The sequence below is a fragment of the Fusibacter sp. 3D3 genome, assembly GCF_001748365.1.
In the GTDB taxonomy this organism is placed as follows: domain Bacteria; phylum Bacillota; class Clostridia; order Peptostreptococcales; family Acidaminobacteraceae; genus Fusibacter_A.
Genome location: NZ_BDHH01000022.1, coordinates 40,405 through 57,336 on the forward strand (window position 1 = coordinate 40,405; position 16,932 = coordinate 57,336).

15 protein-coding genes and 1 riboswitch are annotated in these 16,932 nt (G+C 37.1%); all 15 genes read left to right on the plus strand.

Annotated elements, in window-relative coordinates:
• The first annotated feature begins 71 nt into the window (after window positions 1-71).
• The 15 genes from F3D3_RS19680 (at window position 72) to F3D3_RS19750 (ending at window position 16,921) form a co-directional block, all read left to right on the plus strand.
• The gene (locus F3D3_RS19680) at window positions 72-863 is read left to right on the plus strand and encodes an A24 family peptidase (RefSeq protein ID WP_069876147.1); all 792 of its coding nucleotides are present in this window, start codon (window positions 72-74) and stop codon (window positions 861-863) included.
• Window positions 864-992: 129 nt separating this feature from the next.
• Window positions 993-1,077, plus strand: a riboswitch (cyclic di-GMP riboswitch).
• Between the two features lie 50 nt (window positions 1,078-1,127).
• Window positions 1,128-2,816: a GspE/PulE family protein gene (locus F3D3_RS19685; protein WP_069876148.1), complete on the plus strand. Its 1,689-nt coding sequence runs from the start codon at window positions 1,128-1,130 to the stop codon at window positions 2,814-2,816.
• A gap of 19 nt (window positions 2,817-2,835) precedes the next feature.
• A complete protein-coding gene (locus F3D3_RS19690) occupies window positions 2,836-3,894 on the plus strand; it encodes a type IV pilus twitching motility protein PilT (RefSeq protein ID WP_069876149.1) in 1,059 nt (352 codons plus the stop codon).
• 11 nt (window positions 3,895-3,905) lie between these two features.
• Window positions 3,906-5,120: a type II secretion system F family protein gene (locus tag F3D3_RS19695; RefSeq protein ID WP_069876150.1), complete on the plus strand. Its 1,215-nt coding sequence runs from the start codon at window positions 3,906-3,908 to the stop codon at window positions 5,118-5,120.
• A gap of 52 nt (window positions 5,121-5,172) precedes the next feature.
• Complete coding sequence (locus F3D3_RS24765; RefSeq protein WP_069876151.1) at window positions 5,173-5,559, plus strand: competence type IV pilus major pilin ComGC; 387 nt, start codon at window positions 5,173-5,175, stop codon at window positions 5,557-5,559.
• 115 nt (window positions 5,560-5,674) lie between these two features.
• Window positions 5,675-6,070 (plus strand): type II secretion system protein, encoded by a 396-nt coding sequence (locus tag F3D3_RS19705; RefSeq protein WP_069876152.1) that lies wholly within the window; start codon window positions 5,675-5,677, stop codon window positions 6,068-6,070.
• Window positions 6,071-6,095: 25 nt separating this feature from the next.
• On the plus strand, window positions 6,096-6,548 hold the full coding sequence (locus F3D3_RS19710; RefSeq protein WP_069876153.1) for a hypothetical protein: 453 nt from the start codon (window positions 6,096-6,098) through the stop codon (window positions 6,546-6,548).
• Complete coding sequence (locus F3D3_RS19715) at window positions 6,502-8,145, plus strand: prepilin-type N-terminal cleavage/methylation domain-containing protein (protein WP_084389185.1); 1,644 nt, start codon at window positions 6,502-6,504, stop codon at window positions 8,143-8,145. The genes F3D3_RS19710 and F3D3_RS19715 overlap by 47 nt, the downstream gene beginning before the upstream one ends.
• Window positions 8,146-8,166: 21 nt before the next feature.
• Window positions 8,167-10,560: a prepilin-type N-terminal cleavage/methylation domain-containing protein gene (locus tag F3D3_RS19720; protein WP_069876155.1), complete on the plus strand. Its 2,394-nt coding sequence runs from the start codon at window positions 8,167-8,169 to the stop codon at window positions 10,558-10,560.
• Between the two features lie 27 nt (window positions 10,561-10,587).
• Window positions 10,588-11,688, plus strand: coding sequence for a type IV pilus assembly protein PilM (gene pilM / locus F3D3_RS19725; RefSeq protein WP_069876156.1), 1,101 nt, complete (start codon window positions 10,588-10,590; stop codon window positions 11,686-11,688).
• 9 nt (window positions 11,689-11,697) lie between these two features.
• A complete protein-coding gene (locus tag F3D3_RS19730) occupies window positions 11,698-12,261 on the plus strand; it encodes a PilN domain-containing protein (RefSeq protein ID WP_069876157.1) in 564 nt (187 codons plus the stop codon).
• Complete coding sequence (locus tag F3D3_RS19735) at window positions 12,248-13,423, plus strand: hypothetical protein (protein WP_069876158.1); 1,176 nt, start codon at window positions 12,248-12,250, stop codon at window positions 13,421-13,423. Before F3D3_RS19730 ends, F3D3_RS19735 begins: the two co-directional genes overlap by 14 nt.
• Window positions 13,424-13,431: 8 nt before the next feature.
• Window positions 13,432-15,021, plus strand: a complete 1,590-nt coding sequence (locus tag F3D3_RS19740; protein ID WP_069876159.1) for an S-layer homology domain-containing protein — start codon at window positions 13,432-13,434, stop codon at window positions 15,019-15,021.
• Window positions 15,022-15,159: 138 nt separating this feature from the next.
• Window positions 15,160-15,795 carry a prepilin peptidase gene (locus F3D3_RS19745; RefSeq protein ID WP_069876160.1) on the plus strand — a complete coding sequence of 212 codons (636 nt, stop codon included), beginning with the start codon at window positions 15,160-15,162 and terminating at the stop codon, window positions 15,793-15,795.
• A gap of 61 nt (window positions 15,796-15,856) precedes the next feature.
• Window positions 15,857-16,921 carry an HD-GYP domain-containing protein gene (locus F3D3_RS19750; protein ID WP_069876161.1) on the plus strand — a complete coding sequence of 355 codons (1,065 nt, stop codon included), beginning with the start codon at window positions 15,857-15,859 and terminating at the stop codon, window positions 16,919-16,921.
• Window positions 16,922-16,932: the final 11 nt, after the last annotated feature.

The following is a 16,932-nucleotide window of genomic DNA, read 5'->3' on the forward strand; positions in this document are numbered from 1 at the left end:
TTGTGAACTCCGCTGCAATATGGTTTAATAGATGAAGAAATGTGTAAGGAAATGTAAAGCTAGGAGGCTGTATGTCTTTTGCACTCGCTGTCTTTGTGTTCGCTTTGGGACTGTGCATAGGTTCCTTTCTCAACGTTTGTATTTATAGAATTCCAGCAGGGCTGAGCATTATCTCGCCACGCTCACGATGTGGAAATTGTCATACGGATTTAAGGCCTTATGATATGATTCCCGTTTTAAGTTATTTTTTATTAGGTGGTAAGTGTCGGTTTTGTAAAACACCATTTTCTATTCGGTATGCCATGATAGAGCTGTTAACAGGTTTACTCTATATGGCTTGTTTTTTGAAATTTGGTTATACGGGAACGCTGTTTATTCTTTTTTTCTTCATTGCCCTTATGGTGGTTGTCTTTTTTATCGATCTTGATCACATGATTATTCCTAACCAAGTTGTGCTCGCCGGATTTATAGCGGGCCTCCTCGTAACGCTCTATCAATTTTTTGGAAGTTATGCTGTATATGAGTCGCCATCTTATCTGAATGCCATCTTGGGCATGTCCATAGGGAGCGGTATTATGTTTGCAATTGCTGAAATTTCAGCGCGTTTCTATGGTGGTTCTGCGGGACTTGGCATGGGTGATGTGAAAATATTTCTAGTAATTGGTTTGTTTTTAGGTTGGAAGTTGACACTACTGACGCTATGGTTGTCTTTCGTTTTAGGCGGGCTCATAGGTATTGTATTATTAGTGGTCCTAAAAAAGGATCGAAAGATGGCAATTCCGTTTGGACCCTTTATAGTCCTTGGGACTTTTATTTCTTTGTTTTTTGGCACTGAAATCATAGAATTTGTGCTGAAAGGGTAAAGTACTTACTGGAAAACAACAATGATCTCATAAGCCTAATTTAAATAGGACTTAAGAACTATAAAATCCCAAAAAAAATTATAAAATGGTTTACATTACATCAGCAATCATGTATAATTGGAGAATAATAATTAGAGTTGGCAAACTGCTTGAAAAAGTAGGACGCAAAGCTTGGAGTCTAAGGTGTTTCTACTATGACGGTTCAGCTGCAGTTTATGTAAACTGCAGCTTATATTTTTTGTATGAAAAGGGGCGCATTCTATTATGATGAAATTGAAGAAAAGACTCGGAGATGTCCTAGTTGAAGATGGCATCATTACAAGTGAACAACTCCATGCTGCTCTTGATGCACAAAAGATAACGGGTGGGAAATTAGGCGATACACTCATCAAAAATAGGGCTTTAACGGAAGAAATATTATATAAAGTTTTAGAATCTCAGTATAGCATTCCCTATGTAGATTTAAATAGCGTTTACATTGATCCCAAAATTCCAAAACTCATTCCAGAGGCAGTTGCTTCTAAACATCTTTTGATCCCAATTAAGTTGGAGATGGGAAAGTTGATTGTTGCCATGTCTGATCCTCTGGATATGTTTGCAAAAGATGATATTCGAATTATTACGGGACTTCAGATTGAATCTGTTATTGCATCACCCCACGATATTCACAGATGTATAAAGCGGTTTTACGATGTCACTGAAACGGCTGAAAATGCGGTTAAAGAATACAACATGCAAGATAAGACAGACTACGATGACATTTATGAAGAGGATGCAGATGTCACCAATGCACCAATGGTAAGACTGGTGAATTCCATCATAACCCAAGCCGTTCGTTCGAAAGCGAGTGATATTCATATTGAACCTTTTGAAAAGTTTGTCAGAATCCGATACCGGATAGATGGGGACCTAAGAGAAGCGATGAAGCCTTCTAAAAATACCCATTCTGCAATTGTAACGCGTATTAAAATTATGGGTAAAATGAACATCTCTGAAAAGAGAACCCCTCAAGATGGGCGCGTTGAAACGACCATCGAAGGCATCCCAATTGATATGAGAATTTCGGTTCTCCCAACAGTCTATGGCGAAAAAATTGTTATCAGATTACTCGATCAGAGCAATTTGGTTGTGAGAAAAGAAGACCTTGGGTTTACGCCGACTAATTTAGCCCTTTTTGAAAAAATACTCAAAATTCCAGAAGGTATCATATTGGTAACAGGCCCAACGGGTAGTGGAAAAACGACTACATTATATTCGGTGCTTAAAGAAATGAATTCTATTCAAAAAAATATTATAACAGTTGAGGACCCTGTCGAATATAAAATCGAAGGGGTCAATCAAGTTCAAGTTAACAATAAAGCAGGGTTGACCTTTGCCTCAGGGCTCAGATCTATACTAAGACAGGATCCTGACATCGTTATGGTCGGCGAGATAAGAGATGCAGAGACTGCACAAATTGCCATCAGAGCCGCTATTACAGGGCATGTGGTCTTATCCACACTGCATACAAACGATACCGTGAGCACGATTTCTAGATTAGAAGATATGGAAGTTGAAAAATACCTAGTATCTTCAGCAGTTAAAGGGATAGTCTCCCAAAGATTGGTCAAAAAGATCTGTGCTAAGTGTAAAACGACGTATACCCCCACAGTGAATGATCAGAAAATTTTGAAAATAGAACCTTCCAGTTCTGTGATGCTCTCTAAAGGAAACGGTTGCAATGCTTGTAATCATACAGGATATTCTGGCAGAATTGCGATTCATGAAGTTCTCGTGGTGGATAAAGAGATTAGAAAATGTATTGCAATGGAAGCGTCAGCAGATGAAATTGAAAAAGTGGCAAAACAAAATGGTTTGGTGCCGCTTAGTGAAACGTGTAAAGAATTGGTAATATCGGGTGTTACCACGATTGATGAGATGATGAGGATGACTTTCAATTTTGATGATAATTAAGCGCAAAGGAGAGTGAAAAATGGAGATCATACAGATCTTAAAGACCGCTATAGATGCTGGCGCATCCGATATACACATAACCGTTGCATCCCCTCCTATTATGCGTGTCAATGGGAAATTAATTCGCATCAATGATGAACGCTTGATGCCAAATGATACCATGCGCATTATTAAAGAAATGTTGACTTTAGAGCAGATTAATGCTTTTGAATCCAAAGGTGAACTTGATTTTTCTTTTTCAAATCCAGGGTTAGGGCGTTTTAGAGTTAATATTTATAAACAAAGAGGCAGTTATTGTATGGCACTTCGTGTGGTGGCTCTGACCATCCCCACTATGGAAGCTTTAAAACTGCCAGCAATTCTAAAAGAACTTTCCCAAAATCAAAGAGGATTAATCCTAGTGACTGGGCCTACAGGCAGTGGAAAATCCACAACATTGGCTTCAATGGTGGATTTTATGAATAAAAATCGAAACGATCACATCATGACGATAGAGGATCCTATTGAATACCTTCATAAGCATGATCAGAGCATTGTCAATCAAAGGGAAATAGGGCATGACTCAAACAGTTTTGCGAATGCGCTTAGAGCTGCATTGAGACAAGATCCTGATATCATATTGGTTGGCGAGATGAGAGATTTAGAGACTATCGCAACAGCTATAACAGCAGCTGAGACGGGCCACTTGGTTTTATCTACACTTCATACCATTGGCGCGGCTAAAACAATAGATAGAATCATAGATGTCTTTCCACCGCATCAACAACAACAGATCAGGATTCAATTAGCCTCTGTGCTTGTGGCGGTAATCTCACAGCAGATTATGCCAAAAGCAGATGGAAATGGCAGAGTTGCTGCTTTTGAGGTGATGATCGCCAATCCTGCGATTCGAAATCTCATAAGGGAGGGCAAAACGCATCAAATGCAAACCGTGATTCAAACCAGTAGTAATCAAGGGATGCAAACCATGGACGGCTCTTTAATGACGCTGTTTAAAAATAGAGAAATAACGCAAGCTACTCTAAAGAAATATGCTGTTGATACTGATATGGTTATGAAACAAATAGGCTATTATTAGGAGGCTAACGGGTGGCGGCGACTTATAAATGCAAAGAACTGGACTTAAAAGGTCAAATAAGTGAAGTTTTCTATAAAGCAGAATCTAGGGAAGAAGTGGTTCAGCTTGTAAGGGCAAAGGGCAACTCACCTCTAAAGATCACAAAGGAAGAGGAAAGTTCTAAAGATTTATCAGAGATCAAGCTCTTCGCGACAAAAGTAAAGCTAAAAGATATCGCGATATTTTGTAAACAGCTCAGCACCATGCTCAGTGCGGGTATGCCGCTACTGAATTCTTTAGAAGTTCTGGTATATCAATCAGATAATGCCACGCTTAAGATGACCACAAAAGAAGTGGCGACACAGGTTCAAAAGGGCGATGTACTTTCAGCGGCCATGGGAAAGTTTCCAAAGGTGTTCCCTGTACTTCTGATCAGAATGATAGAAGCGGGTGAGATGACGGGAAATTTAGATGGTGTTTTAATAAGGATGACGGAGCATTATACGAAGGAGAATAAGATTAATTCCAAGATCAAAGGTGCGATGATTTATCCGATGGTTTTGGGGGTTTTAGTAATTGTTGTTGTTGTTGGTTTGTTAGTGTTTGTTATGCCGACTTTTGTTGATATGTTTCTTTCTGCAGGTGTTAAATTACCATTGCCAACTCAAGTTTTATTAGGAATAAGCGACATGATAAAACATTTTTGGTATTTATTCATAATTGGTATAGGTGCATCGTTCTTTACTATACGTACCCTTTTAAAGACAGACAATGGAAAGCGTTTTTTCGATAGACTTAAGCTTAAAACACCAGTGATCAAAGTCAACATCGCCAAAATTGCAACTTCAAGATTTACGAGGACGCTTTCAACGCTTCTTGGAAGTGGGATTCCCATCATACAGGCACTTGATTCAGCGGGAAGAGTTACCAATAACATGGTGGTGATTGACGGTATCGAAAAAGTGTCAGAAGATATCAAAAAAGGCGTTAAGTTGAGTGCACTTTTAAAAGATATTGGCGTCTTTCCACCGATGATGATCTCAATGGTGAACATTGGTGAAGAATCGGGTGCACTTGAAGATATGCTTGAAAAGACCGCAGAGTATTATGATGAAGAGCTGGATGCTGCCATTCAAAAGATGATTGCGATCATCGAACCTGTCATGATTATCGTCATGGCGCTTGTTGTAGGTTTTATTGTAATTGCAATGATGTTACCAATGTTTGATATGATCAAAACAGTTTGATAACAGAGTGAATTACGTAAACATAGAGAATAATAAATTTTAGGAGGGTAACATGAATAAAAATTTGAGAAAAAAGAAAAAAGGATTTACGTTAATTGAGCTTATTGTTGTAATTGCGATTTTAGGAATTTTAGCAGGAATAGCGGTACCAAAATTAGGTAGTGCAAGAACAGATGCTGCTAATGCGACTCATAATGCAAATATTAGAACGATTGAAAGTGCTGCGATGATGTACTTGGCAGAGAATGGGTCTGGTACTGCTCTAGACGCAGCGACATCAGAAACTGCAGTCACAAAATATTTACAAGATTGGCCAGCAATTCCAAAAGGTGCGCAAGCAGGGACAACACCAATTGCTGCTGATACAAAGTACACAGTAACAATAGCTGCAGATGGAACTGTAACAGTTCTTCCAGCGAAGGCGACAATAACAAAATAGAAGCCCTTGTATGGAAATTTTATTGAATCTTAAATTCCAATATACGACTACTTTCTCAATTGATAACTGAGGAAGTAGTCACATACATAGCTAAATATGTTTTCATGGAGGCACAATGAGTGTTAAAAAAACTAAAATTAAAAAAAATAGTGGCTTCACACTTATTGAACTCGTTGTTGTTTTTGCGATTTTAAGCATTTTGGCACTTCTGGTAATCCCTAAATTTATGGATGTTTTAAATAATACACGAACGGCACATGATTTAAGTGAAGCAAGAGAATTGAGTGATGCAGTTGGCAGATCTGTAGCAAGCGGAGATTATCGTCTTTCAGCTTTAGCGCTTGAAAAATACAATTCTGGTAGTTGGGAGGCTGTCACAGACATCATCACAGAAATGGAAACACATTACATTTCTCCTGTAGGCTCACCCAAAACAGGTGACAAATACGTGGTAAAAATAACAGACGGGAAAGTAATGATCCTCGTAGATGACACACAGATTTATCCTTGATTTTATAAACTTACGGGAGGACGCTATGGCATTTAAAAGAAAAGCTCAAAATGAAAAAGGCTTTGCATTGATTGCAGTTTTAATTGTCATGGTGGCACTTTCTATTCTTTTTTTAGGCGTTATAAACTTAACGAATAGCAATTCAAAGCAGCTCGACATGCAAGAAGATCATATGAGAGCATATTATTTATCCAAATCGGGGATTGATATTGCCTATGCAGCTTTGATGATGAATGATAAAAATGGGGTTCAAAACATTCGAGGTATCATTGACGGTAAAACAGCGAAACTGGAATCCACTTTGGACTTGCCTAATACGACCAATTCCGTTGGAAAAGTAACTATTAATGTCAAGTTAGTAGATCAAGAAGTTCGAATATCATCATTTGCAGAGTTAGATAAAAGCAAATCAACTGCTACATTAGTCCTTTATGTCCATAAAGATGATTTCAATAAAACCCGTTGGGAAAGAGAGTAATGAAATTATGAAAAACAAAAAAGGGTTTACACTAATTGAATTAATTTTAGCACTCTCTATTGGCCTTATGGTGATTGGTATGGCATATACCATGTATTTTAGTGCTTTTAAAGGTTTTAGCGGTGCAAGTGAATCGTTTGAAAATCAATCAGACATCAGAAATGCAATTGAAATTACCAATAATAGTATTCGGTTTTCAACGGTTGGTTTTGCAGTGAGTGAAATTGATTATAAACCACAAATAAGTGCGGATAATAAAGTGACAGGTTTGGTTAAACCATGGGATTATGTGGGGTTATCACCAGACAAAACAATACTATACCATTATATCTATGTGCCAGATACCCCTATCACGGGTCATTATAAGGCTGAGGCGCTTATTGAGGCTAAGCCAGGTGTTGTATACGATTTGAAACTCAATAAAGTAAAGTCAGATAATTCGGAGAAATTGCTTCGATATATCCTTGAGATCACTAAGGACGGAAAAGTTCAGGCGAATATCGTAACAGAAGTTGAGGCAATTAATGCGCTTCAAGTGGTCGACTGGGGGGATGCGAAAAATCCTGCAGTTGCACTTGCGTATAGAACAGAAAAAACGCCTATCATAGACGAAAGACCTGCTGCCGCAGTGGCAGTCGTTTTGGATACTTCTGGGAGCATGGCTTGGGGAATGGATGGGAATGGTACAAGTATAACAGAGAGTAATCCTCAACGCCTGAATCTCTTGAAAAATACACTTACAGATTCAAATTATGGGCTTCTCAAACTATTGGAAGATACGGTGTCTTTTGTTTCTTTAGTGCCTTTTTCAACAAATGCAAATATCCCCAACAGCAATTACAGTCCTATATGGGGGATAGATGTATCCAAATTTTATAAAGTTTCTGAATCATCAGAAAAGAAAAAATTAGTCGACATGATTAATGCATTAGGTGCAGTAGGTGCAACAAATACAGGTGATGGATTAAGACGTGCATATGGTCAATTGCTTAAATTTGAAAATAATAAAGGGACCTACGGTTTAAAGAATGATCAAGAACTTCGAAAGTATATGATTGTTCTTATAGATGGGGTTACAACTGTTGGGAGCGCAGATTATGATTATGGTAAAAAATGGATAGATTGGTTGTGGGGCTATCGCAATCGGTATGCAAAAAAGAGTTTTACCACATCGCCTAACGTTCAAAGCAGTGGAGAATTCAACCATAATAATCAATTAGTGAATTATCTCGATTCGGTAACGGAGACTCTGTCTTTTAGTATTGGAAATGGTTCAAGCCTTGACCAATTTGGTGAAGATTACGTAGCAGAAATGGGGCGAATAATTCAAGCTTCGAAGGAAGTAGATCAGTGTTTTGTTATTGGTTATTCAAATTATGTTGAAAATGGTGTTTATACAGAACTTGAAAGTCTTGCAGATGTTGCAAAATCATTAGGGATTACAGTTGGAGCTGGAGAAGTAGCAGCGCAGTTTGTCAATAATGAGTTTGTCTTTATGGCCACAGATAAAGACAGTTTGAAGGATGCATTTGATAACATAGGTGGACTGATATCGAATGACCTTTGGCAGATAGAAGGCCCTAAATTGAATCCATAATTAAGAAAATAAAGGTGATTTATGAAACCTAAAAAAGCGTTTACACTTGTTGAAGTCATATTAGCAGTTGCACTACTCGGAGTGGTTGTAGTCGTTTATTTGAATGGTATTGGTCAAGGCTTTTTATTGATGCGTTCAGGTGTGGATTATACCATTTCAACTTTTGATGCTCAAAAAGAAATGGAAGAACTTGTTGTAGAGTCTAAATCGAATTTTGAAGCTTCTCCAGAAAATAAAGATTTTACTGTAAATGTATTTTCAGGGGCTAATGAGGTAACGGTTGACTTAAAGACAGTTGTGACAACTAATACTAAGAATCCGATATACACAGCTTTTGTGACAAGTTATAAGCTGCCAGAGGCACTTGCGCCATCTGTGGCAAAATTTGATGTAGGGGTGTATACACAGGGGACGATGACACCAGCTTTTCCATGGTTTGAAGATCCAATTGAACTGAGAGGAGAGTGCAGTTTTAGTGCAGTGCCAGTGATTTATCAGAATAGGAACAGATGGTATATCTCAAATGATGCTGAGGCAGAACCTGCTTTTCCTTCAGGCTATCTGGTTTATTTTGAAGAGCTTAAGGATATGCCGGGAGTTCTCGCTTCTGGGAAAACATTGGTTAAAAATTCAGCCCTTGAGCCTTTGGAAGCCGCACATTTTTATTATTTTGAATCAAGGCCATTTACAGCGGAAGGGAAGATTGCCACATTTATAAATGAAGATCGCATTTTAGTGCTTAACAGAAATGGAAGTGCGTTATGGCAGTCGTTTATTGAAGATGTTTATTTTAATCGTGAGAATATACTGAAAACAGATACGGATGTAGATGTTATGCAGAATACGGATTGGCCTACTCTGGATTTAGGCTGGAAAGAAACTGAAGACCCAGAAGGTGCTATGGTAGCCACAAGAATTCCTGCTTCCCTTAGGGGCAAATCCATCAAGGCGGATGTGAATTTTGAGATAGATAAGAAAGCACTCGCAGAATACAATTCGCTTCTGGGAACAGGTATTTCTTTTGTAAATGCAGAAAATTCTGGTTATATGTTCACTTTTGATGTGATTGAAAATAAAGTGATGCTAAATAAGCTCAACAAGGGACGTTACGATGGTACCACACCACTTAAAGAAATAGATCTATTAACAGATCCTGCATTTGAAAAATTGAGGACAACGGTCGATGGCGTTAAAACATTCTACTGGACGAAGTCCCTCAACAGCACTTTATCCTATCGACCTGCTTCGTCAAGCATGGATTTTCAACTGCATTTTTTAAACGAAGCGGGTGAAATCGTATCCAGCGACATTGTATCTGTCGATCTTGGAACTTCTCCAATCACACCAGAATTTATTGGGTTCAAGTCTTATTCTGAACTGCCATATAAGCCTGATAGTCGATATGAGATCACTGATAAATATCAGAGAAATTATGCAGCACATTTTTATAATCTATCGTTAACTCAAGCAAGTGCTGAACCAGAAGAAGACGAGATTGTGAATTTAATTCTGAATAACAATATCTTTGTTTATGGGAGTGACCTTTATTTCAAAGGAAATGAAATAATAGGGAATGAATCTGCGATATTTATAAGCAATAAAGAGGGCGCTTTGGAAAATTCTAATTTTAACTATGGTGCTAAGATCAATGTAAGTAACATCTATGTTCAGGGAAGGATAAATACCAATAATGGAAGTGTACTCTGGGGATCAGAGGAATTTCCAGGGCAAATTCATGTGGATAATGATGTGAACTTTGGTTCGGGAGACCGTCATATTTATGGTGATATGTATATCAATGGGGACTTTAGGATAGGACACGCTATCATACATGGCAAGGTCTATGTAGATGGTGATTTTGGGCTTGGTGAGGACATTGGTAGAAATTATTTTGATTTTTTATCAATGGAAGGGCATGTCTACTACACGGGGAAGCTTATAGAATTCCCCAAAAAAGCGTTTAGCACAGCACATCCCGATTTCCCAGCTACAAAAGTAACGTATGTTCCTCCTGTTGTTATACCCAAGTTAACCATGCCGACTTATCAAGAAGATAAGTGGTATCAAGATAGAGGCTATATAACTGATAAAAATACGATCTTATCGGATGATCTGAAATTATTTGTCGATGGCTATAGCGGAAGTTCAGATTCTAGTAAGCTAGCGCCTAAAAATGTTATAATAGTAGCTAAAACAGGCGATATTGAAATTATAAACATGTGGAAGGATGATGCGATGACAGGCATTCTTTTTGCACCGAATGGGAAAGTGACATTTTCAGGGGGCAGATTTGAAGGATTAGTTATTGCAAAAAATGGATTTTTCGTACCGTCAGGTGGTTCCTATGTAAAGTTCCTGCCAGCCATTGACTTCACCACGAAAATTAATATGCCTTTTAGAGCGCCAGTCAAATAAAATAAATGAATCACAAATGGGGAAATTATGCAAAAAAACAGTCGAAAAAAGGGTGTGCTGGCGATGGACTTTGGGAGTCACAGTCTAAAGCTAGTGGTTTGTCAGCAAAACAATCAAAAGATAAAAGTACTTCAGATGTTCTCAATTGATTTTGAACCCGATTTTTATGAAAATGGGCATATCAAAGCGTTTGATGAAATGAAAACCTTGATTGTAGATAATTTAAAAAAGCACAAAATTAAGCTGAAAAATGTCGTTGTCTCTATGGAAAGTACGGATATCATAAAGAGAGAAATTACGATTCCGCACGTTGCACAAGAGGATCAAATGGATCTGATTAATTATGAGGTCAATCAATATTTGCCCATTGATCTTGAGACCTATATTTTGCAATACAAAATTCTGAGAGCATTCGAAGAAGATGAACGTGCATTTTTGGAAGTAAAATTGGGTGCAATGCCAAAGGAAATGGCAAAAAAACACTATGATCTGCTAACACAATGCGGGTTATTGCCTCAAGTCTTAGATATCCATAGTCACACGATTGAAGCTTTTGTGAAATGGAATTTCGAAGGTATGGATGTTTTGGAAAAGAATACGATTGCCTTTATTGATTTCGGTTACTCGATGATCAGTATTAATTTAATTGAAAAAGGTTCATTTGTCTTCAACCGAATTATCAGTATTAATGGCCGCGAAATTATGCAAATGGTTTCAGAAAAATTGGAAATACCGCAAAGTGAAGTCAATAAAAAATTGGAAGAAATAAATATATTTGAACTTCAAGATGCTAGGAGACAACTTTTAGCCCAAAACAGAGCAACAGAAGAGTATCGGCCTCTAGAGCTCGTTGTCGATCAATTTGGTGCGTATTTAGAGGACTGGTTAGAGGAACTGTCTAAAGTATTTAAATATTATACAAGCAGAAGTATTGAAAACAGTATAGATCAGATTTATATCTATGGTGGAAATTCTAATTTAGAGGGATTATCTGATTACATGCAGCAGAAGCTTGAAAGCAACGTACAGATATTAAGACCCCTTAATAAGATTGAATTTACTCCCAAAATAACAGACCATCGCTTTCAAAAGTATATACATGCTTTTGGAAGCTATTTGAGTCGGTAGGAGTAAATTATGCCAGAATTTAATTTTTTTAAACCCTTTATTCCCACTAAAAAACCTAGAAATTATAAAAAATTGTTTCTGTTCGTTTTAATCCTTGTCTTTATCATTCCGATTGGGTACTATCATTGGGATATGCTTTTGCAGTTAAATGCTGCGAATGAAAAGAGCAAAGAGATCAATGCTTTTTTAACAGATCCAAGTAATTTGAAAACAGTTGAAGAAGTTGTGAGAAAACAAGATATGGTAGATCATTATTTGCTGATTAGAGATCAGCTTCTAAATTCAAAAGCTCAACTCAATTCGGAGTTTCAGGTTGCGGTCTACTTGCTGGATTTGATAAATGATCAGATTCCAAATGAATTGTTTTTAACTCAGATGGCCTTAGATAATGGGACTTTGAGCATTGAAGGTTATTGCGATTCCTTCGATACCATTGCGCAATACGCGTATAATCTAAGGGTAACGGGTATGTTTCGTGACGTTATGATCCCAGTTGTCACAAAGGAAGAGACCTTCACTTATTTTACGGTTGAGTGTAGCATAAAATGGGAGGGTATGGATGAAGCTGAATAAAAGAGAAAAGAAAATGCTAACCGTACTCGGTATCATTATTGTTTTATTTTCATATTATTATTTCTCATTTAGAATATTAGAGATTAATTTAAGATCTGCAAAAGAGAATTTACTTGAGTTAGAAGATCAAAAGCAAATTTTGCTCGCAAAGATGTCTACCAATAAACGTCTAGATGAGGATATCTTAAATTTAAATGAAGAAATAATTGCTGAAAGTGCTCAATACTATGATAAAATTGATCAAGAAGAAGCTATGATGATTTTAGTCAATTATGCTAAAAAAGCTTCATTGGATTTATTGAGATTTGAATTTATACCTGAAAATGCGGATGATGGCTTTAGACAAAAAGTAGTTGCAAGTGTATCTTTTAACTCTAATTACAAAGCCATCAAGATTTTTATGAAGTCAATAGAGCATCATAGTAAATTCATCAAAATAAGCAATGTCTCTTTTAGTGGCAATGAAGATGGCACCATAAAAGGCGATTTGAATTTGGAGTTTAATAAACTCAATCAAATTACACCTTTTGCTTCATATAAGAATACGGAAGTGACACTACAAGATAATTACAAGGCATCTGGTATCGATCCCTTCTTACCGTTTGATGGGTTTATCATACCAAATCAAGAACAAGATATCCTTATCGAGGGTGAAGAACCACAAGAGATTGATCCAGACTATAAACCTAAGACTTTGCTCTATGGCTTTGAAGAGGGCAATACTTTCTTTGTAGGCAATGATGATAAAATATTTGGTGCAGTGGGAAGAAGCGAAACGCGGAAAGAAAACACTTATTCAGCCTACTTGGAATTTGATTTTGTGAATGCGAGAAGATTCAATGAGGCGAATGTTGTCTTTGATGCCGCCCCAGTGATACTGCAAAAGCAAGCGGAGACCATCAGCATGTGGGTATATGCTTACGAACCATCAGATCATAACATTGGACTTCAAATTCTCGATTCTGCAGGTAGAGATTATCGTTTGGAATTGACAAAAGGGGTAGAATGGACGCAATGGGAGGAAATAGAAGCCAATATGCCTATTGAGATAACCTACCCATGCATTATTCAAAGAATTTATGTGGAAGGCGTAGGCTATGAACACAAGCTTAAAGGCCGATATTTATTTGATCAATTACAAGTCACTTATCCAATACAATAGGAGGCATTATGCATCATTCTGTTTTTAATAAAGTGTTTATAATAGCTCTATGTATGAGCCTAAGTTTTGGATGCACTTTTGCTGCGGACACAACAACTGATACAACTACAGATACAACTAAAATAGAGACAAAGGCTGCTACGCCAGAGGAGATGAATGTCAAAGAAGGCCTTGAATATGGTAAAATGTTTGGAATTCTGGATGGTTCAGTGGATGGTAGAGCACATCAAGAAACGGGTATTGATACGGGCTATCATAAGAGTATGCCAGGGGATCTAACGATTTCAACAAAATATAACTTATTAAATGAAGATCTCTTTTATCGGTTAAATTTCATACAAGCGTATAAGGACTATTATGAAATTTCCTATAATTCAGCTTATAGAAGTGCCAATTTATCACAGAAAGCAGTCCCGGTCGGCAATGCTTATAACAATGGGTTGCAAGCTGGTGCAGTGGAAGGCGAAGCTGCAGCCATGAGAGACTTTTATCAAAATAGATTTACAAACTGGCAAAGAGCATTAGAAGAATTTTTGATATCGGGATCGCTAAATGTGCGATATGCCTTAGATGGTGAAGCTTCAGACTATGGGTTGAGTTTTAGAACGGGTTTTAATCAAGGATTTTTCACATCGTATACTGAAGCTTTTCAACAGGTTAAATTGGATGCAGCGATTAGAAATCGCACATCAAAACTCGTCACGGCTAAGCGCAGTATTCTATTTTTCGATGATGTGTTAATAGATTTTAATGGTGGCTCTTCAAGTTCTAATACAGAGTCCCCTGTCATGATCGATATACCGGATGCAGCGGTTTACACGCCTACTTATTTAAGCCTTTATAAAGATACGAATATCAACTTACAAAATATAGACCTTGAAGTGGTGAGCTCAAAATATATAGTGGAAGTAGATAATACGGCTAAAAGTTTATATCTCAATAAGCCCCTTCGTCTTATTTTTGAATTTTATGGATCTGAAGACGCTGGAATTTATAAATTAGAGAACAACAAATGGTTTTATCAGATTACCAACTTTACAGACAAGGCCATCTACACTGATATTCCAATAGGTAATTTTTCGCGTGGAGAGTACATGATTTTAATCGATCCCGAAAACAGTGCTTTTACAGATATGGGTTTTAACTGGGCGAAGAATGAGATCAACGCACTTAAGCGTAGAGGCTACTTAGAGGATGAATCTCCATTTCGACCGACTCACTTCATTACGCGACTTGAAATGGCTAAAATGCTCTATAATGTCTATGGAAACGGCACTACGGACACGATTGCATGGAACTATAGCATAAAGGATGATCCAATCAGTTCAGATGACATGAAATATATGAATTATGTGCTTGAAAGAGGCTATATGAAATTAGGTGCAGACGGAAAGTTTAATCCGAATGATACGGTGACTTACAAAGAAGTCGAATCCATTATGTCCTCTATACTGGCAATTGATTTTAAATGGAAGGATATTGCAAGTAAGATGTTGCTTGAAAAATACAAGAGATCAAGAGGCACAGAAAGTCTATTGCGACCTATCTTTAGAGATGAATTTGCGTATGTGCTGTATCTCTATGATGATTTAAAATAGAAAAGCGTCAAGTGGAAATCTAGGAACTTACTGAAAAGTTATTGTATTTTAACAAGCGACCAGCAGATAAGCGGTACGAGATATTAAGAGATCTCGTACCGCTTTTAACAAATGAAAAAGTAAAAAAAGAGGTGTTTAATGATGATTATAAATAGAGTTCTCATGCTGCTCATCACTTTTATCATGCCCTTTGTCATCAGTAAGCATGTGGACAGAGCAGTGTCTAAAGTGCCTATTATAGCGGCAACTTTATGCTACTGGTGTGGTGTGCTCCTTTTTTCTGAAAATGAGAAAGCCATTTTAATCGCAATTATTTTTGGCAGTATGATTATTGTTGAAATCTTCATAGATTATTGGACTCAGGACATCATTCCAGTCTATATATATGGGGCTATGATCTTATCAGGAATACTGCATCTCCTCTTTAATGAAGACCTATTAGGGCATCTTTTCAATTCGGTTTTAGTTTTTTTAGGATATTATGTTTTATATATTTTGGCGAGGTGGTATTATAAAGAGGAAGCTTTTGGTTTTGGAGATGTTTTGCTTATTTTGGGAATCGGCTTTTTCATGCCAAAAGACTTCTTAATACTGGCTTCGCTATTGCCATTTTATTTAGCATTAATCCATTTGATATTTTTAAAAATATTGGGGCATAAATTAGATAGATCTTTGAAAATCCCTTTCGGACCGTATATTGGTGTGTCGGCTATAATCCTTTATTTTGTAGGAGATTTGATTTTAAAGGGTTTTATTTTTGTATTTATGAGGTAGCGGGCTGAGATTGTTAGGATGATATGTCCTCTTTAATAGATTAACTTAGTGGAGGTTTTAAGTGAGGTTAAAAAGTATAGAACGTGTTGAACCGGGGGATTTGTTGGGGAAAGCGGTTTATGATGATAAATGTCAGCTCTTATTAGCAAAAGGTGTAAATTTAACACTGAACTACATAGAGCGTTTGAAACATGCCAGCATTCATTGTGTCTATATAGATGATGCTTTATCAGAGGGACTAGAAGTTGAAAATGTCATATCAGATGAAATAAAAGTTAAATCTATAACAGCTGTAAAAAGTGTTTTTAAAGAGGTCACTGAGCGGAAGGGTGTCTCCTTATCACCTAAAGGGATTGATACAATTAAAGATATTATAGATGAAATGATGGACATGATTTTTCAAAATAGAGAGACACTTTATGTGATGACTGAACTTATGGGAACAGATATGTACACCTATAATCATTCAGCAGAAGTCGCTATTTTGTCTATGCTTGTGGCAAAGAGTTTAGGACTCAATGGGCAGTATATTCAAAAAGTAGGCATCGGTGCGATGCTTCATGATATTGGGAAGATGAAAATACCAAATGAGGTCCTCAACAAAACAGATGCACTCACCGATATCGAGTTAGAAAAACTCAAGGAACATGCGAAACTTGGATATGACTTGCTGAAAGATTCAATGGCAATTTCGCCAATTTCACGTCAAATTGTATTACTTCATCATGAAAAATTAGATGGAAATGGATACCCTATGATGTTGGACTCTGAGGGTATTCCTGTACACGTGCGCATTGTAACGATATGTGATATATTTAATGCGCTGGTCTCAAATCGTTCTTATAGAGAAAAAATGAGTATTGATATGGCGCTTGAGATTATTCGAACTGAAGCGGTTTATCAGTTGGACAGAGAGATATACTATCATCTCATGAAGGTGGTCAATATATATCCAGTGGGTACGATCGTTGAGCTTTCGAACGGTAAAAGTGGGATTGTAATAAAAGAAAACAAGGACGCACAGACTAGACCTATTGTTCAAGTGATTAAAGATAAGCAAAGAGCAGAAGTCTTAAACTTATTGAATGATTTGACTTTGTTCATATCTCAAACGATAGATTTGTAAATTAAATAGGG